At 72.9% G+C, this 25,191-nt stretch carries 18 protein-coding genes and 6 pseudogenes; 7 read left to right on the top strand and 17 right to left on the bottom strand.

Features of this window, described 5'->3' with window-relative positions; genetic code table 11:
• Positions 1 to 73: 73 nt before the first annotated feature.
• The 3 genes and pseudogenes from hisD to FU792_RS07490 all read right to left on the bottom strand — a co-directional run.
• Positions 74 to 751 (bottom strand): annotated as a pseudogene (gene hisD / locus FU792_RS18485) (histidinol dehydrogenase); the annotation flags it as partial.
• Positions 748 to 1,656, bottom strand: coding sequence for an ATP phosphoribosyltransferase (gene hisG / locus FU792_RS07495; RefSeq protein ID WP_022923883.1), 909 nt, complete (start codon positions 1,654 to 1,656; stop codon positions 748 to 750). The gene hisG and the pseudogene hisD, both read right to left, overlap by 4 nt.
• A gap of 97 nt (positions 1,657 to 1,753) precedes the next feature.
• On the bottom strand, positions 1,754 to 2,077 hold the full coding sequence (locus FU792_RS07490) for a YerC/YecD family TrpR-related protein (RefSeq protein ID WP_022923882.1): 324 nt from the start codon (positions 2,075 to 2,077) through the stop codon (positions 1,754 to 1,756).
• Positions 2,078 to 2,282: 205 nt separating this feature from the next.
• Here FU792_RS07490 and FU792_RS07485 point away from each other — a divergent pair, with 205 nt between their 5' ends.
• Entirely contained in the window at positions 2,283 to 2,966 is a 684-nt protein-coding gene (locus tag FU792_RS07485; protein ID WP_022923881.1) for a peptidylprolyl isomerase, read from the top strand.
• Positions 2,967 to 3,027: 61 nt separating this feature from the next.
• Here FU792_RS07485 and hisS read toward each other — a convergent pair whose 3' ends face one another.
• A complete protein-coding gene (gene hisS / locus FU792_RS07480; protein ID WP_022923880.1) occupies positions 3,028 to 4,428 on the bottom strand; it encodes a histidine--tRNA ligase in 1,401 nt (466 codons plus the stop codon).
• A 73-nt stretch (positions 4,429 to 4,501) separates the two neighbouring features.
• Between hisS and FU792_RS07475 the strand changes: the two genes are divergently transcribed.
• A complete protein-coding gene (locus FU792_RS07475; protein ID WP_052327726.1) occupies positions 4,502 to 5,191 on the top strand; it encodes a GTP pyrophosphokinase in 690 nt (229 codons plus the stop codon).
• Here the strand turns inward: FU792_RS07475 and FU792_RS07470 are convergent.
• A complete protein-coding gene (locus FU792_RS07470) occupies positions 5,173 to 5,883 on the bottom strand; it encodes an MBL fold metallo-hydrolase (RefSeq protein WP_022923878.1) in 711 nt (236 codons plus the stop codon). The genes FU792_RS07475 and FU792_RS07470 overlap by 19 nt on opposite strands.
• A 137-nt stretch (positions 5,884 to 6,020) precedes the next feature.
• Here FU792_RS07470 and FU792_RS07465 point away from each other — a divergent pair, with 137 nt between their 5' ends.
• Both FU792_RS07465 and FU792_RS07460 read left to right on the top strand, forming a co-directional pair.
• Complete coding sequence (locus FU792_RS07465) at positions 6,021 to 7,604, top strand: DUF349 domain-containing protein (RefSeq protein ID WP_022923877.1); 1,584 nt, start codon at positions 6,021 to 6,023, stop codon at positions 7,602 to 7,604.
• A complete protein-coding gene (locus FU792_RS07460; protein ID WP_052327747.1) occupies positions 7,601 to 8,932 on the top strand; it encodes a M18 family aminopeptidase in 1,332 nt (443 codons plus the stop codon). Before FU792_RS07465 ends, FU792_RS07460 begins: the two co-directional genes overlap by 4 nt.
• Before the next feature lie 9 nt (positions 8,933 to 8,941).
• Here the strand turns inward: FU792_RS07460 and FU792_RS07455 are convergent, their stop codons facing one another.
• The 10 genes and pseudogenes from FU792_RS07455 to FU792_RS07415 all read right to left on the bottom strand — a co-directional run bounded on the left by FU792_RS07455 (position 8,942) and on the right by FU792_RS07415 (position 19,200).
• Complete coding sequence (locus tag FU792_RS07455; protein WP_022923875.1) at positions 8,942 to 11,281, bottom strand: RelA/SpoT family protein; 2,340 nt, start codon at positions 11,279 to 11,281, stop codon at positions 8,942 to 8,944.
• A gap of 88 nt (positions 11,282 to 11,369) precedes the next feature.
• Positions 11,370 to 11,906: an adenine phosphoribosyltransferase gene (locus tag FU792_RS07450; protein WP_022923874.1), complete on the bottom strand. Its 537-nt coding sequence runs from the start codon at positions 11,904 to 11,906 to the stop codon at positions 11,370 to 11,372.
• Between the two features lie 20 nt (positions 11,907 to 11,926).
• The gene (locus FU792_RS18840) at positions 11,927 to 12,328 is read right to left on the bottom strand and encodes a hypothetical protein (protein ID WP_338101184.1); all 402 of its coding nucleotides are present in this window, start codon (positions 12,326 to 12,328) and stop codon (positions 11,927 to 11,929) included.
• A gap of 103 nt (positions 12,329 to 12,431) precedes the next feature.
• Positions 12,432 to 13,067, bottom strand: a pseudogene (secF, locus tag FU792_RS18835) (protein translocase subunit SecF); the annotation flags it as partial.
• A gap of 71 nt (positions 13,068 to 13,138) precedes the next feature.
• Positions 13,139 to 15,130, bottom strand: a complete 1,992-nt coding sequence (secD, locus tag FU792_RS07440; protein ID WP_022923872.1) for a protein translocase subunit SecD — start codon at positions 15,128 to 15,130, stop codon at positions 13,139 to 13,141.
• Positions 15,127 to 15,513 carry a preprotein translocase subunit YajC gene (locus FU792_RS07435; RefSeq protein ID WP_022923871.1) on the bottom strand — a complete coding sequence of 129 codons (387 nt, stop codon included), beginning with the start codon at positions 15,511 to 15,513 and terminating at the stop codon, positions 15,127 to 15,129. Before FU792_RS07435 ends, secD begins: the two co-directional genes overlap by 4 nt.
• 284 nt (positions 15,514 to 15,797) lie before the next feature.
• Positions 15,798 to 16,906 (bottom strand): annotated as a pseudogene (gene ruvB / locus FU792_RS07430) (Holliday junction branch migration DNA helicase RuvB).
• Positions 16,907 to 16,980: 74 nt separating this feature from the next.
• Positions 16,981 to 17,589, bottom strand: a complete 609-nt coding sequence (ruvA, locus tag FU792_RS07425) for a Holliday junction branch migration protein RuvA (protein WP_022923869.1) — start codon at positions 17,587 to 17,589, stop codon at positions 16,981 to 16,983.
• Positions 17,586 to 18,272, bottom strand: coding sequence for a crossover junction endodeoxyribonuclease RuvC (ruvC, locus tag FU792_RS07420; RefSeq protein WP_022923868.1), 687 nt, complete (start codon positions 18,270 to 18,272; stop codon positions 17,586 to 17,588). Before ruvC ends, ruvA begins: the two co-directional genes overlap by 4 nt.
• 158 nt (positions 18,273 to 18,430) lie before the next feature.
• A pseudogene (locus FU792_RS07415) lies at positions 18,431 to 19,200 on the bottom strand (YebC/PmpR family DNA-binding transcriptional regulator).
• Between the two features lie 330 nt (positions 19,201 to 19,530).
• Here FU792_RS07415 and FU792_RS07410 point away from each other — a divergent pair.
• Positions 19,531 to 21,756, top strand: a complete 2,226-nt coding sequence (locus FU792_RS07410) for a SpoIID/LytB domain-containing protein (protein WP_149814671.1) — start codon at positions 19,531 to 19,533, stop codon at positions 21,754 to 21,756.
• Positions 21,668 to 21,880 (top strand): cell wall-binding repeat-containing protein, encoded by a 213-nt coding sequence (locus FU792_RS16745; RefSeq protein ID WP_338101174.1) that lies wholly within the window; start codon positions 21,668 to 21,670, stop codon positions 21,878 to 21,880. Before FU792_RS07410 ends, FU792_RS16745 begins: the two co-directional genes overlap by 89 nt.
• On the opposite strand, the pseudogene pdxT reads toward FU792_RS16745, so the two are convergent.
• Positions 21,868 to 22,535, bottom strand: a pseudogene (pdxT, locus tag FU792_RS07400) (pyridoxal 5'-phosphate synthase glutaminase subunit PdxT). The gene FU792_RS16745 and the pseudogene pdxT overlap by 13 nt on opposite strands.
• Positions 22,536 to 22,772: 237 nt before the next feature.
• On the opposite strand from pdxT, the gene FU792_RS07395 reads away from it, so the two are divergent.
• Positions 22,773 to 23,987, top strand: coding sequence for a WD40 repeat domain-containing protein (locus FU792_RS07395; RefSeq protein ID WP_149814669.1), 1,215 nt, complete (start codon positions 22,773 to 22,775; stop codon positions 23,985 to 23,987).
• Positions 23,988 to 24,002: 15 nt separating this feature from the next.
• Here the strand turns inward: FU792_RS07395 and pdxS are convergent.
• A pseudogene (gene pdxS / locus FU792_RS07390) lies at positions 24,003 to 24,901 on the bottom strand (pyridoxal 5'-phosphate synthase lyase subunit PdxS).
• Positions 24,902 to 25,191 lie beyond the last annotated feature (290 nt).

Here is a 25,191-nt window from a genome sequence, read left to right as displayed (position 1 = left end):
GGCGTCCGCCCCCGGCGTCCGCGATGACCAGGACCTCCGAGGGACCGGCCGGCAGGTCGATGCCCGGCCCGCCCTCGGCCGTGCTGACCTGCCGCTTGGCCTCGGTGACCCAGGCGTTGCCGGGACCGAAGAGCTTGTCGCACGCCGGGACGGTCTCGGTGCCGTAGGCCATCGCCGCGATCGCCTGGGCCCCGCCGACGAGGTAGATCTGCTCGATGCCGCACTCGGCGGCGGCCGCGAGCACGGCCGGGTCGGCGGTGCCGTCCGGGCGCGGCGGCGTGCACAGCACCACCTCCGGGCAGCCGGCCAGCTGCGCGGGCACACCGAGCATCAGCGCGGTCGAGGGCAGCGGCGCGGACCCGGCGGGGACGTAGAGCCCGACCCGGCGGATCGGGCGCACCACCCGCTCGCACACGACCCCGGGAGCCGTCTCGACGGCATACCCCTGCTGCATGCCGGCCTCGTGGAAGGTCCGGACGCGTCCGGCGGCCTCGGTGATCGCCGCGCGCAGGTCGGCGTCCAGCGCCGCGGCGGCGGTGTCCCGCTCCTGCGGCGTGACCCGCAGGTCGGCCACGGTCGCGCCGTCCAGGCGGGCGGTGAGCTCGCGCAGCGCGTCGTCGCCACGCTCGCGCACCTGCGCGAGGATGTCGGTGACGCCAGCGGTGACCTCGGGGCCCGCGGCCGCGGTGCCCCGGCGCAGCGCCTCGGCGCGCTGGGTGTCGTCGAGGTCGTCCCAGGTGAGGACGTTCATGCGAGCATCCCTTCGACCGGCAGCACCATGAGGTTGTGGGCGCCCTCGCGCTTGAGGTCCTCGAGCTTGGCCCACGAGACCGAACCGTGCACGAGCATCTGCAGCGCGACCTCGTCGCGGCCCTCGACCGCCGTGACCGTCGGCTCGTGCCCACCGGGCAGCAGCGGCAGGACCCGGTCGAGCAGCTCGCGCTCGACGCGCAGCAGGAGCAGTCGCGATTCCTTGAGCTGGACCGCCCCGTCGAGCCGCCGCAGCAGGAGGTCGGCGATCTCCTGCCGCCCGTCGTCGAGCTGGTGCCCAGGGCCGGCGATGACGGCCTCGCTGTGCAGGATCGTCGTGACGGGGGTGAGCTGGTTGGCGCGCAGCGTGCCGCCGGTGGAGACGAGGTCGCAGACCACGTCGGCCTGGCCCAGGCGCGGGGCGATCTCGACCGAGCCGTTGAGCACGACCGGCTCGGCGTCGACGCCGTGCTCGGCGAGCCACCGGCCCAGGGTGTGCGGGTAGGACGTGGCGATGCGGAGCCCGGCGAGCTGCTCGGGCCCGGTCCACTCCTCGTCCTCGGCGATCGCGACGTCCAGCCGGCAGGTGCCCCAGCCGAGCTGGCGCCACTCGGTCAGCTCGACGCCGCGCCCCTGGGCCTCACGGGCCAGGCCGTGCTCGACGAGCACGTTGCGCCCGACGATCCCGAGGTCGCAGACGCCGTCGGCGATGAGGCCGGGGATGTCGTCGTCCCGGACGAGCAGCAGGTCGACCGGCAGGCTCTCGCCGTAGCAGAAGAGCTTGTCGCGGCTCTCGCGCCAGGTGAGGCCGCAGGAGGCCAGCAGCTCGCGGGCCGGCTCGCCGAGGCGGCCGGACTTCTGGATCGCCACGCGCAGGCGGTCGCGCGGCTGGGCAGGCGGGGTCATCGGGACCTTTCGTGGCAGGTGGGTGGCTCGGCCGGTCGGCCGGGGAGCTCGGTGGTGGGTGCGGGTTCGCAGGGCGCAGCGCGGGCCGTCGGCCGCCTCACACCGTCGGCAACGCCGCCGGATGCTCGTGGTGATGCTCCAGGGCGGCGCGGTAGCCGCCGGCCCCGGCGTCCAGGCACCGCGCGATCCGCCCGACGGTCGTCACGCTCACGCCGGTCTCGTCGTGGATCTGGCGGTAGGACAGGCCCTGCGCGAGCAACGGGACGACGGACCAGCGGTCTGCCATGGCCTCGATCTCGGCCGGCGTGCACAGGTCGTCGAGGAAGGCGTCGACGGCGTCCGGCCCGTCGAGCGCAGCCAGCACGCGCGCCAGGCCGTCACGCGCCCGCGCGCCGACCTCGGCGTCCTCCCGCTGCTTCATCTCGTCGTGTCCTTCTCGCCTGGTCGTGGTCGGTGTCGGCTGGTCAGGAGAAGCTTCTGTCCCGCCTGCTCATGTCGTAGCGCGCTAGTACGCTAACACGGGCGCCCGACCACGTCACCACCCCCACCGAGCGCCGCTTGTGGTTGCCCTCACCCCCACCGAGCGCCGCGAATGGTTGTCCCCCGGCCGATGCGAAGATACTGGTATGCGCCGCGCCCTCCTCCCCGCCGTCACCGCTCTCGTGCTCGCCGGCTGCGGCGGTGAGGCGACCTACCCCGGATCGTCCGCGGACGAACCACAGGGCGGCGAGACGCCGGACGTGGCCTGCACCCAGCCGCCGACGCCACCGGCCGAGCCGAGGTCATACACCCAGGACGACCTGCCCGAGCCCCTGTCCGGCGAGCGGGAGACCCTGGCGGCGACGATCGAGACCACCTGCGGCGACATCGAGCTGGAGCTGTATGCCGGGGACGCGCCGCAGACCGTGGCCTCCTTCGCGTTCCTGGCGCAGGAGGGCTACTGGGAGGACAGCGCGTGCCACCGGCTGGTCACCAGCGGCATCTTCGTCCTCCAGTGCGGCGACCCGACCGGCACCGGGCAGGGCAGTCCGGGGTATGCCTTCGGCATCGAGAACGCACCACCGGACGGTCTCTACCCGCCGGGCACGCTGGCCATGGCCCGCACCCAGGACCCGGACAGCAACGGCGGCCAGTTCTTCATCGTCTACGACGACACCCAGCTGCCCGTCGGGGGCGGCGGCTACAGCATCTTCGGCCGCGTGACCGCAGGGCTCGACATCGTCGAGACGGTCGCGGCCGAGGGCAACGACAGCGGCGGCACCGCCCCGGCGCAGCCGATCAGCCTGCTCTCGGTCAGCGTCGACGCCTGAGGCAACCACTCGCGACGCCCGGTCGCTCCCAGGGCAACCACTCACGACGCCCGGTCGGGAGTCAGACGAGCGGCTGGGCGAGCTCCACGCGCAGCGCGCTGACGACCTCGTCGCGGGGCACGGTGAACTGGTCCTGGCGCCGCAGGTCCTTGAGCGTGACCGTCCCGTCGGCCACCTCCTGCTGACCCAGGATCGCGACGAAGCGGATCCCGGCGCGGTCGGCATACCGCAGCTGCTTGCCCAGCTTGCCGCCGTCGAGCACCGCCTCGGTGTTGATGCCGCCGTGCCGCAGCTGCGAGGCCAGCGCGAGCTGGTCGTCCAGCAGCTCGGCGTCGACCTGCGGCACCAGCACCTGCACCGTCGACTCCCCCGCCGAGACCTCGATCAGCCCGGCCTCCCGCAGCTGCCAGAACAGGCGCGACAGCCCGATCGAGATCCCGACCCCGGGCAGCCGCGACTTCGTGTACTGCCCTGCGAGGTCGTCGTAGCGGCCGCCCGAGCAGATCGAGCCCAGCTCGGGGTGCTCATCCAGCGTCGTCTCGTAGACCGTGCCGGTGTAGTAGTCCAGCCCGCGGGCGATGGAGAAGTTGAGGCAGTAGTTGGCCTCCGGCACGCCCAGCGCGCGCACCAGCCCCAGCACCTCGCGCAGCTCGGCGACACCCTGGGCGAGCGCCTCGCTCCCGGCGGAGCCGGCCACCACGTCGTCGAGTCGCGCCAGCGCGTCGTCGTGCCCGGTGGACCGCGTCTGCACGAAGGTGAGGATCTGCTCGACGACCTCCTCGGCCAGCCCGAAGCCGTCCCCGGTCAGCGTCGTGCGCAGGTAGCCCGGCCCGCGCTTGTCGAGCTTGTCGACCTCGCGCAGCACCGCCGCCTGCGCCTGCGGGTCGGCGATGCCGAGGTCCTCGTAGAAGCCGCGCAGCAGCCGCCGGTTGTTGATCTGGATGGTGAAGTCGCCGATCGCCAGGTCGGTGAAGATCGCGTTGATGATCGCCGGGGCTTCGGCGTCGTGCCGGACCGACAGCTCGCCGGAGCCGATGACGTCCACGTCGCACTGGTAGAACTCGCGGAACCGCCCCCGCTGCGGCCGCTCGCCGCGGTAGACCCGCTGCATCTGGTAGCGCCGGAACGGGAAGGTCAGCTGGTGCTCGTGCTCGGCGACGTAGCGCGCCAGCGGCACCGTGAGGTCGAAGCGCAGCGCCAGCTCGGGCAGCGTCCCCTCCGCGGGGCTTTGCGCCCGGGCCTTCTCCAGCGCCCCGGTCGACTGGGCGAAGTAGACCTGCCGCTCGGTCTCGCCGCCGGTCTTGGTGAGGAGCACGTCGGAGCGCTCGAAGACGGGGGTCTCGACGGGCAGGAAGCCGAAGCGCTCGTAGCCGGAGCGGATCGAGTCCAGCATCCGCTGGAAGGCGATCTGCTCGGGCGGCAGCAGCTCGAGGACACCGGACGGCGTGCGCGGGGAGATCACCGCGCGAGTCTATCGACCGGTATGCCGCCGCTCTCCCAGGCCGTGCACACGTCCAGGGGGCATAGTGGTCCCCATGAGCACCGGAGCAGCGTTGCCCCCGTCCCTCGAGCTGGCCTCGCGGGAGAGCATCACCCCGGCGCAGCTGCGGGAGGTCGGGGCGCAGCTGCAGCGCTTCCTGCTGGAGTACGAGTTCGGGCTGCGCGAGGTCGAGACGAAGATCGAGATCCTGCGCGACGAGTTCTCGCACATGCACGACTACAACCCGATCGAGCACGTCTCGAGCCGGGTCAAGTCACCGGACAGCCTGCGGGAGAAGGTCCTGCGCCGCGGCCTGTCGACGGACCTGCCGACGATCCGCCGGGAGATCACCGACATCGCCGGCATCCGCGTCACCTGCAGCTTCGTCACCGACGCCTACCGCATCTTCGACCTGCTCACGCAGCAGGACGACATCACCATCCGCCGCGTCTCGGACTACATCGCCGACCCCAAGCCCAACGGCTACAAGAGCCTGCACGCCATCATCGAGATCCCGGTCTTCCTCTCCACCGGACGCGTGGAGGTGCCGGTGGAGGTCCAGCTGCGCACCATCGCGATGGACTTCTGGGCGAGCACCGAGCACAAGATCCACTACAAGTACGACGGCAACGTGCCCGACTCACTGCTCGACGAGCTCAAGACCGCCGCGGACAGCGCCGCCGAGCTGGATGCCCGGATGCACCGGCTGCACCGCGAGCTGCACGGTCAGAGCGAGGTCAGGTAGGGGTTCGTCCCGCGCTCGCGCGCCATCGTGGTCGCGGGCCCGTGGCCAGGCAGCACGAGCGAGGAGTCGGCGAGCGGGAGCACGACGTCGCGCAGGCTGCGCCGCATCGCCGCCGCGTCACCGCCCGGCAGGTCGGTCCGGCCGACGGACCCGGCGAAGAGCACGTCGCCGGAGAGCACGGTCCGGTCCAGATCGTCGGAGGGTATGCCGTCCGGCACGTCGTGCGCGGTGAAGAGCACCGAGCCCTCGGTATGCCCGGGGGCGTGGGCCACCTCGATCCGCAGGCCCGCCAGGTCGAGGGTCGTGTGGTCCTCACCGGCAGCGCCGAACTCCACGATCCGCTCCGGCTCGGTCCACGTCGCGCGCCGGCCGAACTGCTGCTCGAGGGCGGCGACGAGCTCGGGGCTCATGGTGGCGAGCGGGTCGGTCAGGCGATACCGGTCGTCGGTGTGGATGTAGGGGCTCACCGCCGTGGTGCCCTGACAGACCGGGGTGACGGCATACACGTGGTCGAGGTGGCCGTGGGTGAGCAGCACGGCGGCCGGCCGCAGCCGGTGCTCGGCGAGCACGTCCTGCACCCGGTCCTCCACCCCGATGCCCGGGTCCACGATCAGGCACTCCTCCCCCTCGGCGGGAGCCATGACGTAGCAGTTGGTGGCGAAGGCGTCGGCGACGATGCTGCGGACGAACATGGGGCCGACCCTACGCACCGCTGCCGAGCACCTCGGCAGGGCCACCGCGGGCTCGACCGGTAGGGTCGAGGCGTCCACGCCATGTCGAGCCGGCCCCGACGGTCGTGCTCGCGGTCCCCGTCAGAGGAGCCACCACCGTGTCCGAGCAGACGCCCACCCCCACCGAGCCGGAGGAGTCGGCCGCCGAGCCGACGGTCGCCGCCACCGAGGACGTCGAACCGCAGCCGGAGCCGGACACCTCCCCTGAGGCCGAGCATCAGCAGCCGGAACCCGAGGCACCCGCAGAGCCCGAGGCCGAGCAGCCGGCGCCGGAGGCACCCGCAGAGCCCGAGGCAGCCCCGCAGCCCGCACCCCCGGCGCCGCCGAAGCCGGCCGCGCCCTCCCCCGCGATGTTCGCGGCGCGCCGGCCCGCGGCGGCCCGTCCCGCCGGTGGGGCCGCCGTGGCGGCGCCCGAGCCGCACCCGGACCCGAGCGAGTCCATGAAGCACGGGCGCGTCGCCGAGGACGGCACCGTCTACGTCGTCGCCGCCGACGGCACCGAGCGTGAGGTCGGCTCCTACCCCGGCGCGAGCCCGGAGGAGGCGCTGGCCTACTTCGCCCGGAAGTACGACGAGATGCTCGCCTCGGCGGACCTGCTCAAGGCCCGGCTCGCGGGCACCGACGTCTCCGCCCACGACGCCCGGCAGTCCTTGGCCCACCTCAAGGAGCAGATCGGCGAGGCGCACGTGGTCGGCGACCTGGCGGCCCTGTCCGCGGTCGTCAAGCACCTCGAGGAGGAGGTCAAGGTCCGCTCCCGCACCGAGCAGGAGGAGCGGCTGCAGGCCAAGGCGCAGGCCGCGCAGGAGCGGGAGAAGCTCGTCGTGGAGGCCGAGCAGCTCGCGGCCACCGAGCCCGCGAAGGTGCAGTGGAAGCAGAGCAGCGGGCGCGTCCGCGAGCTGCTCGAGGAGTGGAAGGCACACCAGCGCTCCGGTCCGCGTCTCGACAAGGAGGTCGAGAACGCGTTGTGGCAGCGCTTCAGCCACGCGCGCTCCGACTTCGACAAGATGCGCAAGACCTGGTTCGCGCACCTCGACGAGGAGCACGCCAGCGCCAAGGCCACCAAGGAGCGCCTGGTCCGCGAGGCCGAGGCGCTGTCGACCAGCAAGGACTGGGGCGCCACCGCCGGTGCCTTCAAGCGGCTTATGCAGGACTGGAAGCGGGCAGGCCGGGCCTCCCGTGCCGACGACGACGCCCTGTGGGCGAGGTTCAAGGCCGCCCAGGACTCCTTCTTCGACGCCAAGGACGAGGTCGTGGCGGCCGAGGAGGCGGAGTTCACCGAGAACCTCAAGGTCAAGGAGGGCCTGCTCGAGGAGGCCGAGGCGCTCACCGTCGACGAGGCGCACCTGGACCAGACCAAGGCCGAGCTGCGCAAGATCCAGGACCGCTGGGACGCCGCAGGCAAGGTGCCGCGGGCGGACAGCAAGCGGGTCGAGAACCGGCTGCGCGCGGTGGAGCAGAAGGTGCGCGACGTCGAGGACTCCCAGTGGCAGCGCACCGACCCCGAGCTGAACGCCCGGGCGCAGTCGATGGTCGACCAGCTCGAGCGGGCGGTCCAGGGCCTGGAGGCCGACCTCGCCGCCGCCCAGGCCGCGGGTGAGGACAAGAAGGCCCAGGACCTCGAGGCCGAGCTGGCCACGAAGAAGCTGTGGCTGACCTCGGCGCGCGGCGGCCTCGGCCGGTGAGCAGCCTCACCCGCCTCGCGACCCAGGTGAGCGAGGTCGCCGAGGGCCTGTGCGCCTACCTCGACGCCTCGCCCTCGCCGTTCCACGCGGTGCACGCCGCGCAGCAGCTCCTCACCGACGCCGGTTTCACCGAGCTCGACGAGACCTCGCCGACCCCGTCCTCCCCGGGCCACTACGTCGTCCGGCGCGGCGGGTCGCTCATCTCCTGGTCCACCGCCCACCTGCCCGCGGACCGGCCGGCGCACACGGCATACCGCGTGGTGGGGGCGCACACCGACTCCCCGAACCTGCGGATCAAGCCGCAGCCGGACTGGACCCGTGCCGGGTGGCAGATGCTCGGCGTCGAGGTCTACGGCGGCGCGCTGACCCACTCCTGGCTGGACCGGGACCTCGGGCTCTCCGGCCGCGTCGCGGTCCGTGACGCCACGGCGCCGCACGGGATCAGCCAGCTGCTGTGGCGCTGTGACGACCCGCTGCTGCGGGTCTCCCAGCTCGCCATCCACCTCGACCGCACCGTGCGCAGCGAGGGCCTGAAGCTCAACGACCAGGACCACCTCGCCCCGCACTGGAGCACCGGCACGGAGGCGTCGACCTTCCGGGACTGGCTCGCGGGTCAGGTCGACGTCGCGCCCGAGGACCTGCTGGGCTTCGACGCCATGACCCACGACCTCACCCCCGCCCGCCGCATCGGCGGCGAGGGCGAGCTGGTGGCGTCGGCACGCCTGGACAACCTCGCCACGTCGTATGCCGCGGTGCGGGCGCTGCTGCAGGCGGTCGCCGCTCCCGGCGAGGCCGCCTCGGTGCCGGTCGTCGTGCTCTTCGACCACGAGGAGGTGGGCAGCACCTCCGAGCGCGGGGCGCAGTCGACCTTCCTGCCGTCCTGGCTGGAGCGGATCGTGCTGGCCGCCGGGGGCACCCGTGAGGACTACTGGCGCGCGCTGGCCGGCTCGGTCATCGCCTCCGGCGACATGGCGCACGCCACGCACCCCAACTATGCCGAGCGCCACGAGCCGGGTCACCCGATCCTCATGAACGGTGGCCCCGTGCTCAAGGTCAACACCAACCTGCGCTACGCCACCGACTCCGTCGGCGCGGCCGCCTTCACCCTGGCCTGCGAGCAGGCGGGGGTGCCGATGCAGACCTTCGTCACCCGCTCGGACCTGCCCTGCGGCTCCACCGTGGGCCCGATGACCTCGGCCCTCACCGGTGCGACGACGGTCGACTTCGGCGCGCCGGTGCTCTCGATGCACTCCACCCGGGAGGTCTGCGGGACCCTCGACCAGGCGGGGTATGCCGCAGCCCTGGCCGCCTTCCTCTCCCCCGCCTGAGGCGCCCGGTCAGGACGCCGACGGGGAGGGCTCGGAAGCCTCCCGGCGGTGCGGGTCGGTGCTCGTCGTGCCCGTGACCCGGTAGGCGTCGAGGACGGCCGGGATGCGCCGGACGGCCCGCAGCACCGACTCCAGGTGCGAGGGATCGGCCATCTCGAAGGTGAACTTGCTCAGCGCCACCCGGTCCCGGTTGGTCTGCACCGACGCGGACAGGATGTTGACGTGCTGCTCGGAGAGCACCCGGGTGATGTCGGACAGCAGGGCCGACCGGTCCAGGGCCTCCACCTGCATGTTGACGAGGAACAGGCTGCTCGCCGTCGGTGCCCAGGCCACCCGGATGATGCGCTCGGGCGACTTGCTCTGCAGCTCCGCGGCGTTGGTGCAGTCGGTGCGGTGCACCGACACCCCCTTGCCGTGGGTGACGAAGCCGAGGATCGGGTCGCCGGGCACCGGCGTGCAGCACCGGGCGATCTTGACCCAGACGTCGTCCGCGCCCACGACCGTGACCCCGGGGTCGGCCTGCGCGATCCGGCCGCGGCGCGGCCGCACCGCCTCGGCCAGGTCCTCCTCGGTGCCGTCCTCGCCGCCGAGCGTCGCCAGCAGCTGCTTGACGACGTGCTGCGCCGAGACGTGCCCCTCGCCGACGGCGGCGAAGAGCCCGTCGATGTCCTTGTAATTCAGGCCCTGCGCCACGGCCGTCAGCGTGTCGTGCCGCATGAGCCGCTGCAGCGGGGCGTTCTGCTTGCGCAGCACCTTGGCGATCTCGTCCTTGCCGGAGTCGACCATCTCCTCGCGGCGCTCGCGGGTGAACCACTGCCGGATCTTGTTGCGCGCCCGGGGGCTCTTGACGAAGGTCAGCCAGTCGCGGCTGGGCCCGGCGTCCTGGGCCTTGCTCGTGATGATCTCGCAGACGTCACCGTTGCCCAGCTCGGAGTCCAGCGGGGCGAGCTTGCCGTTGACCCGACCACCCACGCAGCGATGCCCGACCTCGGTGTGCACGGCGTAGGCGAAGTCGACCGGGGTCGCACCGGCGGGCAGCGCCATGACGTCGCCGTCCGGGGTGAAGACGTAGACCTCGGCGGCGCCCATCTCGAAGCGCAGCGAGTCGAGGAACTCGCCGGGGTCGGAGGTCTCCTGCTGCCAGTCGATGAGCTGCCGGAGCCACTGCATACCCTCCAGTGCGCCAGGCGCCCCGTCGGGACCGGCGACGGCCTTGGTGCCGTCCGGGCTCTGCTCCTTGTACTTCCAGTGCGCGGCGACGCCGTACTCCGCCCGGCGGTGCATCTGGTAGGTGCGGATCTGGATCTCCACCGGCTTGCCGCTCGGCCCGATCACGGTCGTGTGCAGCGACTGGTACATGTTGAACTTCGGCATCGCGATGTAGTCCTTGAACCGCCCCGGCACCGGGTTCCACCGGTTGTGCAGGGCGCCGAGCACCGCGTAGCAGTCCTGGATGGACTCGACGAGCACGCGCACGCCGACCAGGTCGTAGATCTTGTCGAAGTCGTGCCCCCGCACGATCATCTTCTGGTAGACCGAGTAGTAGTGCTTGGGCCGCCCGGTCACCGTGGCCCGGATCTTGGCCCCGTGCAGCTCGTCACCGATCTCACCGCGGATGCGGGAGAGCATCTCCTCGCGCGCCGGTGCACGGTCGGCGACCATCCGCACGATCTCGTCGTAGACCTTGGGGTAGAGCTGGGCGAAGGAGAGGTCCTCCAGCTCCCACTTGATGGTGTTCATCCCCAGCCGGTGCGCGAGCGGAGCGTAGATCTCCAGCGTCTCCCCCGCCTTGCGGGCGGCGCTCTCGGCCGAGACGTAGCGCCAGGTGCGGGCGTTGTGCAGCCGGTCGGCGAGCTTGATGACCAGCACCCGGATGTCGCGCGCCATCGCCACGACCATCTTGCGCACCGTCTCGGCCTGGGCGGCGTCGCCGTAGGTCACCTTGTCCAGCTTGGTGACGCCGTCGACCATCATCGCGATCTCGTCGCCGAAGTCCTTGCGCAGCTGCGCCAGGGAGTATGGCGTGTCCTCCACGGTGTCGTGCAGCAGCGCCGCCGCGATGGTCGAGGGTGTCATGCCCAGCTCGGCGAGGATCGTCGCCACGGCGAGCGGGTGGGTGATGTAGGCGTCGCCGCTCTTGCGCTGCTGGCCCTTGTGCATCTCGTCGGCGACGGCGTAGGCGCGTTCGATGAGCGCCAGGTCGGCCTTGGGGTGGGTCGCCCGCACCGAGCGCAGCAGCGGCTCCAGCGCCGGGTTGGTCGAGGCCCGCGTGCCGCCCAGCCGGGCCCAGCGCGGCCGCAGGCCACCACCCACCCGGGCGGGGGGCGTGCTCGCGGCCGGCTCGTTCATGGACAGATCATAGGTGGTGCGGACCGGTCCACAGCACGCCGGTGACCAGCAAGAGACCCGCGGATCGAGGCCGGGTCCCCAGGGCTGCTCAGACGCTGGTGAGGCAGTGCAGGTCGTAGCCGGTGAGCTTGTCCCGGCCCGCCAGCTCCTCGATCTCGAGGACGAGCTCGATGGCCGCGACGCTCGCGCCGCAGCGCTCGATGAGCTCGCAGGTCGCGGCCAACGTCCCGCCGGTCGCGAGCACGTCGTCGACGACGAGCACCCGCTCGTGGTGCGAGACGGCGTCCTGGTGGATCTCGAGGGTGGCCGTGCCGTACTCCAGCGTGTAGGACTGGCTGTGCACCGCGGCCGGCAGCTTGCCGCCCTTGCGCACCGGCACGAAGCCGACACCGAGCTCGTGCGCGATCATCGCCCCGAGGATGAACCCACGGGCCTCGATGCCGGCCACCACGTCCACCTGGCCGCGGCGGCGCTCGACGGTGTCCTCGACGATCCGGTCACGCAGCCCGCGGTCGAGCAGCACCGGCGTGAAGTCCTTGAAGACCACGCCCTCCTCCGGGAAGTCCGGGATGTCGCGCATCCCGGCGAGCACGTCGGCGGCGAGCCGGGGATCGGGATCGGCCATGGCGGGGAGCTCCTCGGGGGTCAGCGGGTGCGCCGCTTGCGCTTGGGCTGGTTACGCGGGCCGCGCTGGGCATACGGGTGCAGCTGCCGGCCCTGGGCCGGGCCGGTGCTCGTCCCCTCCGACCTCGACGCCGACGTCGTGGCCGTCGTGGCGTCGGCACCCACGAGCGCGCCGTCGGCCTCGTCCGACCCCTCCTCGACGTCGTCCTCGTCCAGGTCCCGGCCGCGCTGGGCCGCGCGGGCGTCCTGCCGGGCACGGCGCTTGGTGACCTGGGCGTCGTGGCGACGGATCGTCAGCTCGCCCTCGCGCAGGTGCACGAGCAGCGGCGTGGCGATGAAGATCGAGGAGAAGGTGCCGACCGCGATGCCGATGAACAGCGCCCAGGCGAGGTCGACCAGGGTGCCCGGACCGATCAGGGTCACGCCCACGACGAGGATGACCGCGACCGGCAGCAGCGCCACGACGCGAGGTGTTGATCGAGCGCACCAGGGTCTGGTTGACCGCCTGGTTCGCCGCCTCGCCGAAGGTCTGCCGCTTGGTCTCGAAGGCGTGCTCGGTGTTCTCCCGCACCTTGTCGAAGACGACGATGGTGTCGTAGATCGAGTACCCGAGGATCGTGAGGAAGCCGATGACCGACGCCGGCGAGACCTCGATCCCGATGAGGGCGTAGATGCCCACGGTGAAGAGCACGTCGTGGATGAGGGCGACCAGCGCGGCGACCGCCATCTTCCAGGTGTGGAAGTAGAGCGTCAGGACCAGCGTCACCAGCGCGAGGAAGACCGCCAGCGCGATGAGCGCCCGGTTGGTGACGGTCTCGCCCCAGGAGGGCCCGACGAAGGAGCTGGTGACGTCGGCGACGTCCACCCCGAACTCGTCGGCGAGGTCGCCGCGGGCGGTCTCGGCCTCCGAGCTCTCCAGCTCGCCGGTCTGGACGCGGACGGTGGAGTCCCCGATCTGCGTGATCGTCGTGGTGCCGCCCGGGGCGACCTCCTCGATGATGTCGCCGGCGCGCTGCTCGTAGTCCTCCATCTGCTGGGCACTGACCTGGCTCACCCGCAGCTCGGAGCCGCCGCTGAACTCGATGCCGAAGTTGAGGCCACGGCCCAGCAGGCCGGTCAGGGAGACCGCGATGAGGACCGCGGACAGGAGGTACCAGAACATCCGGCGGCCGACGATGTCGTAGGACCGTGCGCCGGAGTAGAGGTCGTTGCCGAGGCGGGAGAAGCGCGACATCAGACCACACCGCCTTCCAGTTCTTCACGGGTATGCCGTCTGCGCCCGGGGGTGATGACCTCGGGCTCCCGCACGCGTCCCCGGCCCAGGTAGGCCGAGCGCTTGGCGCCCAGCCGCTCCGGCTCCATACCGGACCACTTCTTGCCCTCGCCGAAGAAGCGGGTGTTGGCCAGGATGCTCACCAGCGGGTGGGTGAACATGAAGACCACCACGAGGTCGATGATCGTGGTCAGCCCGAGCGCGAAGGCGAAGGCCTTGACGCCCGACTCCGAGAGGAGGTAGAGCACGGTCGCCGCGATGAGGTTCACCACGTCGGAGATGATGAGCGTGCGGCGGGCCCGCTCCCAGCCGGTGTCGACGGCATACCGCAGCGGCCGTCCGGCGCGCACCTCGTCCCGGATGCGCTCGAAGTAGACGATGAAGCTGTCCGCGGTGATGCCGATCGCGACGATGAGACCGGTCACCCCGGCCATGGTCAGCCGGAAGTTGTTGGCCCACCCGAGCAGCGTCACCGAGCCGTAGGCGAGCAGCGCCGCCACGACCAGCGAGCCGATGGCGACCAGGCCGAGCGCGTGGTACTGCACCAGCATGTAGGCGAAGACGAGCAGCAGCCCGATGATCCCGGCGATGACGCCGTAGCGCAGCTGCTCCCCGCCGAGGGTGGGGCTGATCTGCTCCGAGGTCTGCACCTCGAAGCTCAGCGGCAGCGCACCGAACTTCAGCTGGTTGGCCAGCGACTGCGACTCCTCCGGGGTGAAGTCGCCGGAGATCGTGGCGGTGCCGCCGGAGATGACGCCGTTGACGGTGGGGGCGGTGATGACCTGCCCGTCCAGGACCGTCGCGAAGCGGTTCTGCGCCTCGCCCTGCGGGTAGCCGTAGAGCCGGGAGGTGATCTCGGCGAACGTCTGGCCGCCCTCCCCGTCGAAGGTGAGCACGACCTGCCAGCGGCCGGTCACCGCGCCGCCCTGGACCGTCTCCGGGCCGGCGGTGGCGTCGGTGACGCTGCTGCCGGTGAGCTCGACGGGCCCGAGGATGAACTTCTCATCGCCCTCGACGGTGCAGGCCACGGTCGGCTGGTCGGTCGGGGCCGCGGCGACCTGCGTGGCGACGCCCTCGGCGGCACAGTCCAGGGCGCTGAACTCCTCCTGGAGCTCGGGCGTGATCTGGGCCAGGCTCGAGGGGTCGCTCGCCGCCGGCAGCTCGCCCTCCTGGACCGGCGGTGCGGTGCTGTCGGAGCCGTCCTCCGCGGGGACGCCGGGCGCCTCGGTGGCGGGCGCGTCGTCGCTGCCGGAGCTGGGCAGCCGGGTGCCGCCGCGGTTCTCCTCGGTCTGCTCCGCCTCGTCGCTCGTGCCCTCTTCCACGCTGTCCTGCGTCTCGGAGTCCTCCTGCGCGTCCTGCTGCTGCTGCTCGAACTCCTCGAGCTGCTCCTCGATGAGGCTGGGCGGCAGCGGCAGGGTGCGCTGCTCCGGCATCTCCATCTCCGGCGCCGTGAACTGGGCCACGAGCACCGGACGGAATCGGAGCTGCGAGGAGCGGCTGAGCGCCTCCACCTGATCCGGGGTCGGGTTGCCGGGGATGGCCACGGAGACGTTCTGGCCCTGGCGGGTGACCTCGGCCTCGGTGACCCCACCGCCGTCGACGCGGCGGCGGATGATGTCGATGGCCTGGTCGAGCTGCTCGGCGGAGACGTTGGTGCCGTCCTCGGTGAGCGGCTCCATGACGATCTGGCGGCCACCGGCGAGGTCGAGGCCGAGCTGCGGGGTCAGCGAGGCCGCAGGCTCGGCCCACAGCCGCGCCGCGCCGATGCCGCCGAAGAGCAGCACGGTGATCACGAGGAGGCTGAGCAGGGTGCGCAGCGGGCCCCGGATGCGGGCGCTGCGCTGGCCCCCGGACCGGCGTCCGCCGCCGGAGCGGCGCTGGCGCCGACCGCTCGCCTCACCCGCTCCGGGCAGGTCCTCGTCCCGGCGGGGCGCCGGGGTCGAGGTCGTCATCGGGTCGGACCGTCGGTGTCGGTCGGGGTGTCGCCGTCGGCGGTGCCGCCGTCGCCCTGGTCGGTGGCGGCGGGGCCGGGCCGGCCGCCCAGGGAGCCGACCATCGACATCGGCAGGATGGCCCGCCGCTGGAACCGCAGCACCACTCCCCCGGCCTCGAGGTGGATGACCTCGTCCTCGACCGCGCGGATCACGCCGAACATGCCCGAGGTGGTCATCACCTCCTGGCCCGGCTGCAGCTGGCTCTGCGCCTCGTTCACCGAGCGGGCACGCCGCCGCTGGTTGAACATGAGGAACAGCAGGAAGATGATCGGCAGTGCCAGGATGAGCAGCGTGAGGCCGGAGCCCCCCGCGCCCGCAGCGGAGCCGGTCGCCAGTGTCATGGAGTGACCCTTCGAAAGCGTGTCTCGTGGGGCGCCGGGTGCGACGCCGTCGTCCCGCCGCCCGCGCCCAGGCGCGCGGCAGGCACCCGGGGCAGTCTAGGTGAGTCCGCTGGGGCCATCAAAGAGGCCGGTGTGCCGTGTCCCCGCCACTCGATTGCGGCCCTGGCCATCCCCCGTAGGCCCAACGACCGGCGAATGCACGCCCCGGCAGGACTTCCACGGTCAGCACCACTGCCGGTATGCCCGCCGACCGGGGAAATCTTGCCCCGGCAGGACTTCCACGGTCACTCGCCGAGCGGGAGCGTCTGCGGCGGGTCGTCGTCGGCGCCGAAGCGGCCGCCGGTGCTGCCGGGGACGCCGCCACCGGCGCCGGCGGGCGGGGTGAGGCCCAGGTGGGCCCAGGCGGCCGGGCTCGCGGCGCGGCGCGGCCGCGGGGGGTGCGCACCATGAAGCCCTCGCGCACGAGGTAGGGCTCGGCCACCGTCTCCACGGTGTCCGGCTCCTCGCCCACCGCGACCGCGAGCGTCGACAGCCCCACCGGGCCGCCGCCGAACCGGGTGCAGAGCGCATCGAGGACGGCCCGGTCCAGCCGGTCCAGGCCGAGCTCGTCGACGTCGAAGAGCGCCAGCGCCGCGCGGGCGGCCGGCTCGTCGACGACGTCCTGTCCGTGCACCTGCGCCCAGTCCCGCACCCGCCGGAGCAACCGGTTGGCGATGCGGGGGGTGCCGCGGGAGCGGGAGGCGATCTGGGTGATGCCGGGGTCGTCCGCCTCGATCTCCAGCAGCGCGGCGTTGCGGTGCAGGATCGCCACGAGGTCCTCGGTGGCGTAGTAGTCCAGGTGCCCGGTGAAGCCGAAGCGGTCCCGCAGCGGCGCCGGGAGCAGCCCGGCCCGGGTGGTCGCGCCGACCACGGTGAACGGCGGCAGCTCCAGCGGGATGGCGGTCGCGCCCGGGCCCTTGCCCACGATGACGTCGACCCGGAAGTCCTCCATCGCGAGGTAGAGCATCTCCTCGGCCGGCCGCGACATCCGGTGGATCTCGTCGAGGAAGAGCACCTCTCCCTCGACCAGGGACGACAGCACGGCGGCGAGGTCCCCGGCGTGCTGGATCGCCGGGCCGCTGGTGATCCGAATCGGCTGCTCCAGCTCGCCGGCGATGATCATCGCGAGCGTCGTCTTGCCCAGGCCGGGCGGCCCGGACAGCAGCACGTGGTCCGGCGGGCTGCCGCGACGCCGGGCCGCCTCGAGCACGAGCCCGAGCTGGTCGCGCACCCGCCGCTGGCCGGGGAACTCCGCCAGTCGCCGCGGGCGCAGGGCCGCCTCGATCCGCCGCTCCTCGTCGGTGCCGGCAGGGTCGACCACCCGCTCGGCCGCGGTGAACGCCTCCTCCGGCACCTCGACCTCGTAGGAGCCGTCCTCGGACGAGCGGTCGTCGTCGGAGGCGTCGTCGGGCCGACCGGCCGCCTCGGTCACCGGCCCAGCTCCCGGAGGGCCGCGCGCAGCAGCGCGGCGACGTCGGCGGGCGCCTCGTCCTTCGTCACGGTGGCGAGCGCGCCGTCGGCCTGCTTGGCCGTCCAGCCGAGACCCTGCAGCGCCTCCCGCACCTGGCTCTGCACGGCGTCGTCCGCGGAGGCGACAGTCCCGGCGGCCCGCTGCGGCAGACCCGGGTCGACGCCGACCGCCAGGATCTTGTCCTTGAGCTCCAGCACCAGCCGCTCGGCCGACTTCTTGCCGATGCCGGGCACCTTGGTCAGCGCGACGAGGTCGCCCTGGGCGATCGCCGCGCGGACGTCGTCGGGCGAGTGGACCGAGAGCATCGCCAGCGCGAGCCGTGGCCCCACGCCGCTGACCGTCTGCACCCGCTCGAAGATCGCCTTGGCGTCCGGGCCGTCGAAGCCGTAGACCGTCAGCGACTCCTCGCGGACGACGAGGGTCGTCTCGAGCGAGACCTCCTGGCCGCTGCTCGCCCCGGCGGCGGTCTCGGGGGTGGTGTGCACGAGCAGCCCCACGCCCCCGACCTCGACGACGAGGTGGTCGAGGCCGACGTGGCGGACCGTGCCGCGGACCGAGGCGATCACCGGGGGTTCCTCCTGCTGCTGGTGGCGGTGGTGACGGTGCTGGTGACGCGACCGCCAGCGCGGGCCGAGGCCCGGGCGGCAGCGGACCGGGCCGCCGTGCGGTGCTCGTCGTGGAGCTGGGCCAGCCGGTTGGGCCGCGCCCTGGCTGCTGCGCGCTCGGCGTCCTTCAAGCGGTCGGAGCCACCGGCCTCACCCTCCAGCCGAGCCTGCGACCCCCCGCGCCACAGGTGGCAGATGGCCAGCGCCAGCGCGTCGGCGGCGTCGGCCGGTCGGGGCGCCTGCTCCAGGGTGAGGATCCGGGTGACCATGCGCGTCACCTGGCCCTTGTCGGCCCGGCCGTTGCCGGTGACCGCGGCCTTGACCTCCGACGGCGTGTGCAGCACGACCGGGAGCCCCAGCCGGGCTGCGGCCAGCAGCGGCAGCGCCGAGGCCTGCGCCACGCCCATGATGCTGCTGTTGCGCGTGCTGGCGAAGACCCGCTCCACGGCCACTGCCTCCGGGCGGGTCCGGGCGAACCACTCGTCCAGCTCGGTCTGCAGGGTGAGCAGCCGCTCCGCCGGGTCCTCGCTCGGCGGTGTCCGCACCACACCGACCTCGACGAGCCGCAGCTGGCGCCCGGGGAGCCCCTCGACCACCCCCAGACCGCACCGGGTCAGGCCGGGGTCGACGCCGAGCACGCGCATTCCGCTCCCGTTCCGCAGGTGTGGACAGATGTTCGGACTCCACGCTACACAGCCTCGCCGCCGCTCCCCGGCCGCGACACACCATCGGAGACAGCGTGGACCTCGCTGCGCTCACGGGTCCTTTCTGCTCCGAGCAGTCAAGCACGCGCCGCTCGCGACTACTCGGCCTCGTCGAGCTGCGCCAGGACCTCGTCGGAGATGTCGGCGTTGGAGTAGACGTTCTGCACGTCGTCGCAGTCCTCGAGCGCGTCCACGACCCGGATGACCTTCTTGGCGCCGTCGACGTCCAGCGGCACCTGCATGCTCGGCACGAAGGTCACCTCGGCCGAGTCGTAGTCCATGCCCGCCTCCTGCAGCGCGGTGCGCACCGCCACGACGTCACCGGCCTCGGAGATGACCTCGAAGGACTCGCCGAGGTCCTCGACCTCCTCGGCCCCGGACTCCAGCACGATCTCGAGCAGCGCGTCCTCGCCGGTCTCGCCGCCCTCCTGCTCCTTGGGCACCACGACCTGGCCCTTGCGCTCGAAGAGGTAGGCCACCGAGCCGCTGTCGGCCATCGAGCCGCCGTTGCGGGTGAGCGCGGTGCGCACCTCCATGACGGCGCGGTTCTTGTTGTCGGTGAGGCACTCGATGTAGAGCGCGACCCCGCCGGGGGCATACCCCTCGTAGACCAGGGCCTCGTAGCTCGCGCCGCCCGCCTCCGCGCCGGAGCCGCGCTTGACGGCCCGGTCGATGTTGTCGTGGGGACCGAGCTCTTCTTGGCCTTCTGGATGGCGTCGTAGAGCGTCGGGTTGCCGGTCGGGTCTCCCCCACCCATGCGCGCGGCGACCTCGATGTTCTTGATGAGCTTGGCGAAGAGCTTGCCGCGCTTGGCGTCGATCGCGGCCTTCTTGTGCTTGGTCGTCGCCCACTTGGAGTGACCACTCATCCGGTGTCCTCGCATCCGTCGTCTCGGGGTATGCCGCTCGCACAGGTCCCTCGGGACCTCGACGCGGCGGCAGGGATCGACGCCCTAGGCTACCCGCATGCCGGGGGACCCTCGTGAGGTGCAGATCCGGGCGCGCAGATCGGGGCGATCCGGCCGGACTGGGTGCCGGAGGGCGCCCCCGACCTGCTGCTGATGCAGCTGCCGCCCGGCTGACCCGGGGCCGGGCATACCCCACGCCTCACTCTTGTCCCACCACCCCCGGGTGCCGCATAGTGGAGGGTGGCTCGGGCCGGTCCCTGCTCGACCACCCCTACTCGACGAGGAGTCATCGTGCGACGTCCCTCCGTCGCAGGGCTCGCGCTCGCACTCGTGGTGTCCCTCACGGGTGCCCCCGCGTCCGCCAGCCCCGCAGCGCCCGAGCCCGACCTCGCGGACCCTGCGTCCGGCAGCTCGCTCCCCTGGGCCCAGCAGGCGCAGGCCGCGCCCGAGCCGGAGAGCGCCGAGGACCTGGGCGAGACCACGGTCGTCACCACCGACGACGTGCTCCCGGCGCCGGTGCCGGGCTCGGAGGTCTACCCGGTGCCCGCCGACGGCAGCTACGACATCACCGGCGGCGGCTACGGCCACCGGATCGGCATGTCGCAGTGGGGGGCCCACGGCGCGGGCCTCGAGGGCCTGTCGCACGAGGAGATCGTCGACTTCTACTACCCCGGCACCCGGCTGGAGACCTGGTCCGCCCAGGACATCTCGGTGGGCATCACCATCGACGGCGACGGGGTCACCCGGGTGGCGCACCGCTCCGGCCTGCGGGTCTCTGCCGCACCGGGCAGCCGCACCTACGCCCTGCCCTCCGGACGCAGCCAGTGGCGGGTGCGCGCGACGACCTCCTCGGCGACGTCCTGCGTGCTCGAGGGGTATGACGGTTCCACCTGGTCCTCCTGGTGGCCCTCGGGCATGTCCCGCCGCTGCCCGGTCACCTTCTCCTCCGCGCAAGAGGGGACGGTCGACCTTTACCTGCCCGGCGGCAGCCGGCGGGTCTACCGCGGCGCCCTCACCGCGACCCACCACGGCAGCTCGGCCCTGGCCACCGTCAACCACCTGCCCGAGCAGCACTACCTGCGCTCGGTCGTGGCCGCCGAGATGGGTCCGTCCTTCCACCCCGAGGCGCTGCGGGCGCAGTCCGTGGCCGCGCGCACCTACGCCCGCCGCAGCGCGAGCACCTCCTACTACGACATCTGCGACAGCACCGCGTGCCAGGCCTACCGCGGTCGTGGCGTGCGCCGCGGCGACGGTTCCCTCCTCTCCTACGAGTACTCCGCCAACAACGCCGCCGTCGACGACACCGCCGGTGAGGTGCTGACCTTCGCCTTCCCGCAGGGCCGGCGGCTGGCGACCACGATGTACTCCGCCTCGACCGGCGGCCAGACCATCGCCGCCGGAAACGGGCACGACTACCTGCGCGCGCAGAAGGACCCCTACGACGCGACGCCGGCCAACCCGCGGCACCGGTGGAGCGCATCGCTGCCCCGGACCGCGCTGCAGCAGCGCTACGGCATCCATCGCGTCGAGCGGGTCCAGGTGCTCACCCGGGACGGGGTCGGCGCGTGGGGCGGCCGCATCCTCACCGCCCGGGTGGAGGGCTTCACCTCCGGCGGTGCCTACACCTACGCGCACGCCACCGGGACCGGCCTCATGCTCTCCCGCTACTGGCCGACGTGGTCCGAGGGACTGTCATCGGACTACTTCACCTTCGCGGGGGCGGCGCCGACCCCGACGAAGCCGGTGCGCCTCAGCGGCACCGACCGCTACGGCACCGCCGCGCGCGTCGCCGAGCAGTGGAGCCCCGGGGTGGGCGTCGTCTACGTCGTCTCCGGGCAGGACTACCCGGACGCGCTGGCGGCGTCGGCCCGTGCCGGGGTCTACGACGCCCCGCTGCTGCTGACCCGCCACGACCGGCTGCCCGGCGCCACGACCCGTGCCCTGGAGCGGCTCCGCCCCGACCGGCTCGTCGTCCTCGGCGGCACCGACGCCGTCTCGGGTGGCGTGCTGCGAGACCTGCGCGGGTATGCCCGCACCGGCCGGGTCGACCGGGTGGCGGGCACCGACCGCTACGGCACCGCCGCCGCGCTCGCGGGCTACTACCCGAGCCGGGTGGACCGGGTGCTGCTGGCCAGCGGCCGCGACTTCCCCGACGCGCTCGCCGGGGCCGCGGTCGCCAACGGGCAGCAGGCACCGCTGCTGCTGACGCGACCGGAAGGTCTGCCGAGCACCACGATCCGCGCGCGCTGCGGCGCCTGCAGCCGCGCGAGATCGTCGTGCTCGGCGGCGACGGCGCCGTCACCGACACCGTCGTGCGGCAGGCCCGGCAATATGCCTCCGGCGGCGTCGTGCGCTGGGCCGGGGACGACCGCTACCGCACCGCGGCCCGGATCGCGGCGACCTTCCCGCGCGGCCCGACCCGGCCTTCGTGGCGCTCGGCACCGACTTCCCGGACGCGCTCGTGGCTGCCGCGCTGGCGGGCCGTCACGACGCACCGCTCGTGCTGACCCCGGGTGACCGCGTCGCGGCCGGCGCCGACCAGGCGCTGAGCCACCTGCGGCCGCGGTCGATGTACGTCCTCGGCGGGACCGGCGGCATCACGAGACCGACGATGGATCGGCTGGCTCGCTACCTGCGCTGAGCGTGCACCATCTGCACGAAGAGCTCGTGCACCCGGTGGTCACCGGTCACCTCGGGGTGGAAGCTGGTCGCGAGGAGGCCACCCTGGCGGACCGCCACGGGATGACCGTCGGTCGCGGCGAGGACCTCCACGCCGTCGCCGACGCGCTCGACCCAGGCGCGCGGATGAAGACGGCCCGGACCGGGCGCTGCGGGTCGCGCAGCCCGGAGAGGTGCAGGTCGGCCTCGAAGCTGTCGACCTGCCGGCCGAAGGCGTTGCGCCGCACCGTCATGTCGATGCCGCCGAAGGTCTGCTGCTCCCGGTGGCCGTCGAGGATCTCGTCGGCGAGCTGGATCATCCCGGCGCACGAGCCGTAGACGGGCATACCGCCGGCGATCCGGGCACGGATCGGCTCGTGCAGGCCGAAGATGCGGCACAGGCGGTCGATCGTGGTGGACTCCCCGCCGGGGACGACCAGGCCGTCGACCTGCTCGAGCTCCGCCGGGCGCCGCACCGCGCGGGTGTCGGCACCGGCGGACCGGAGCGCGGCGAGGTGCTCGCGCACGTCGCCCTGGACGGCGAGCACGCCGACGGTCACAGAGGTCACGGCCCGCAGTGTAGAGCGGTCGCTGCCCGGTCCTGGCGGGTATACCGAGGTCGTCCCGGAACAGGTCATCAGGGAACGATCCGGCCGACCCGGGAGACTGAGGTGTGTGGAGGCACCGGGCCTACCTCGCGCGGTGGGAGGCTGGCCCGGATGAAGGAGGCTGTCGATGACCGTGACTGACCCGCGCAAGGACCGCGCCCTCCGCGCCCTCCGGGGGCTGCTGGCCGACCTGCGCGAGGTGCCGCCCGCCAGTCCTGCGGGGCGCGAGCGCGCCGGCCGGTCGGCGCGCTGCTCCTCGCCGCGGTCGTGGCGGCGCTGCTGCTCGTGCTGCCGCTGCTGCTCTCCGGGCCGACGCCCTCGCCCTCCGGCGGGGCGGCACCGTCGACGCTGCCCGACCCGTTCCCCGCCTACGCGCACCTGCCCGCCACCGTGGAGCGGTCCCCGGCGGGCCCGGCGCTCATGGGCTTCACCCATGGCTACGGGGTGGAGTTCATGGACTACCCGCAGGCGATCGCGGTGGGGGCGGACGGCGGAACCTACCGGCGGCTCGACACCGCCGACGACGCGAGCGTGCGGAGCGACCAGGGCGATCCCGGACCCATGCTGCTGTCACCGGACGGGCGCAGCGTCGCGGTCGGTGGGCGCGGCAACGACGGCTACCTCGCCACGGTGTCCCTCGAGGACGGCTCGGTCCGCACCTGGCCGCTGCCCGACGGGCGCTCCACCACTCCCCTGGCGTGGTCGGGCGATGGTCGGTCGGTCTTCGTCGGCCTGGTGGAGGACGACACCCACCGGTACTCCTACCTGGACGGCGCGCCTCCGCGGGTGGTCTACGACGTGCGTCGGGCCGACCTTGACGCGCCGGAGGGGACCGAGCCGGTGCGGCTGCCCGAGGTCGCCGCCACCACGGGCATCGCCCCGCTACCGCAGGACGGCGGGCTGCTCGTGTCCACCGGCGACGGCGCCGAGCTGCGCAGTGCGGACGGTATGCAGGTCGTGGCGACGGGGCTCGACCTGGGGCTGGACCTGGGACCGACGGCCGTCAGCCCGGACGGGCGACGTGTCGTCACGGGGGGCGCGGGGTCCGTGCAGGTCAGCACGCTCGACGGTGGGGCGGTGACGTCGACCGACCCGTTGGACCTGAGCGTGACGACCGACAGGCCTGCCGGTGCGGGACGGATGGCCGAGCCGCTCGGATGGCTCGCCGCCGACCGGATCCTGGTCTCCACCTACGACACCGAGACCGCAGCGCTCCGCCTCCACCTCTGGTCGGTCGACGTCGACTCCGGCGCAGCGCAGGAGCTGCTGGTCGCCGAGCCCGGGTGGACCGGCGCCGCGGTCGGCGAGATCTCCGTCGCCGCCGACCTGCTCGACGGGGCCGAGGTGGGCGATCCCGGCATGGTGGACCGGGGCCGTGTGCTCATGCTGCTGCGCGGCGCGCTGCTGGTGGCGCTGGTCGCCCTCGTGCTACGGGCGGTGAGGCAGGCCGGTGCGGCGCGACAGGCATACCGGGACGCCTGAACGCCCGGGCTCAGCTCACCAGCCGCGCTCGGCCAGCCGGTGCGGCTGCGGGATGTCGTCGACGTTGATGCCGACCATGGCCTCGCCCAGGCCGCGGGAGACCTCCGCGAGCGTGTCGGGGTCGTCGTGGAAGGTGGTCGCCTTGACGATGGCGGCGGCCCGCTGACCGGGGTTGCCCGACTTGAAGATGCCCGAGCCGACGAAGACGCCCTCGGCGCCGAGCTGCATCATCATCGCGGCGTCCGCGGGGGTCGCGATGCCGCCGGCCGTGAAGAGCACGACCGGGAGCTTGCCCTGCTCCGCCACCTCGCGCACCAGGTCGTAGGGCGCCTGCAGCTCCTTGGCCGCGACGTACAGCTCGTCCGGCGCCATCGAGGTGAGCCGCGCGATCTCGGCCCGGATCGAGCGCATGTGCGTGGTCGCGTTGGAGACGTCGCCGGTGCCGGCCTCCCCCTTGACCGGATCATCGCCGCACCCTCGGTGATGCGGCGCAGCGCCTCGCCCAGGTGGGTCGCGCCGCAGACGAAGGGCACGGTGAAGGCCCACTTGTCGATGTGGTTGCTGTAGTCGGCCGGGGTCAGCACCTCGGACTCGTCGACGTAGTCCACCCCGAGGCTCTGCAGCACCTGCGCCTCGACGAAGTGCCCGATGCGGGCCTTGGCCATGACCGGGATGGAGACGGCCTCGATGATGCCGTCGATCATGTCCGGGTCGCTCATCCGCGACACGCCACCCTGCGCGCGGATGTCGGCCGGCACCCGCTCCAGCGCCATGACGGCGACCGCGCCGGCGTCCTCGGCGATCTTCGCCTGCTCGGGGGTGACGACGTCCATGATGACGCCGCCCTTGAGCATGTCGGCCATGCCGCGCTTCACGCGCGTGGTGCCGGTGGTGTGCTGGGTGGGCTCGGACATGCGGGGGTGGCCTCTCGTGCGGTGCGGGTATGCCGTGGGCGGGGCCGCACGGGTGGGCCTCACCGGGATGAGGTCAAGTCTACGGCGGGGTGGTGCGGCCACCGGGCCAGGAGGTGCGTGGGTGACGCAGGGTGGCCGGCGATGGGGATGCTGAGGGCGGGATGGCCCCCCGCGACACGCTGTGGACAGATGTTCGAGTCTGTCGGTGGCCTCGGGTAGTGTCGGAGACAGGAACCAGATCGAGGGGGTCTGGTCGACCGAGCGCACCGAGGGGGTGGGCGAGATGGCGG

Source organism: Serinicoccus marinus DSM 15273, assembly GCF_008386315.1.
In the GTDB taxonomy this organism is placed as follows: domain Bacteria; phylum Actinomycetota; class Actinomycetes; order Actinomycetales; family Dermatophilaceae; genus Ornithinicoccus; species Ornithinicoccus marinus.
Note: the sequence above shows the minus strand (reverse complement) of the source record. Positions and strands in the feature narration are given on the sequence as shown.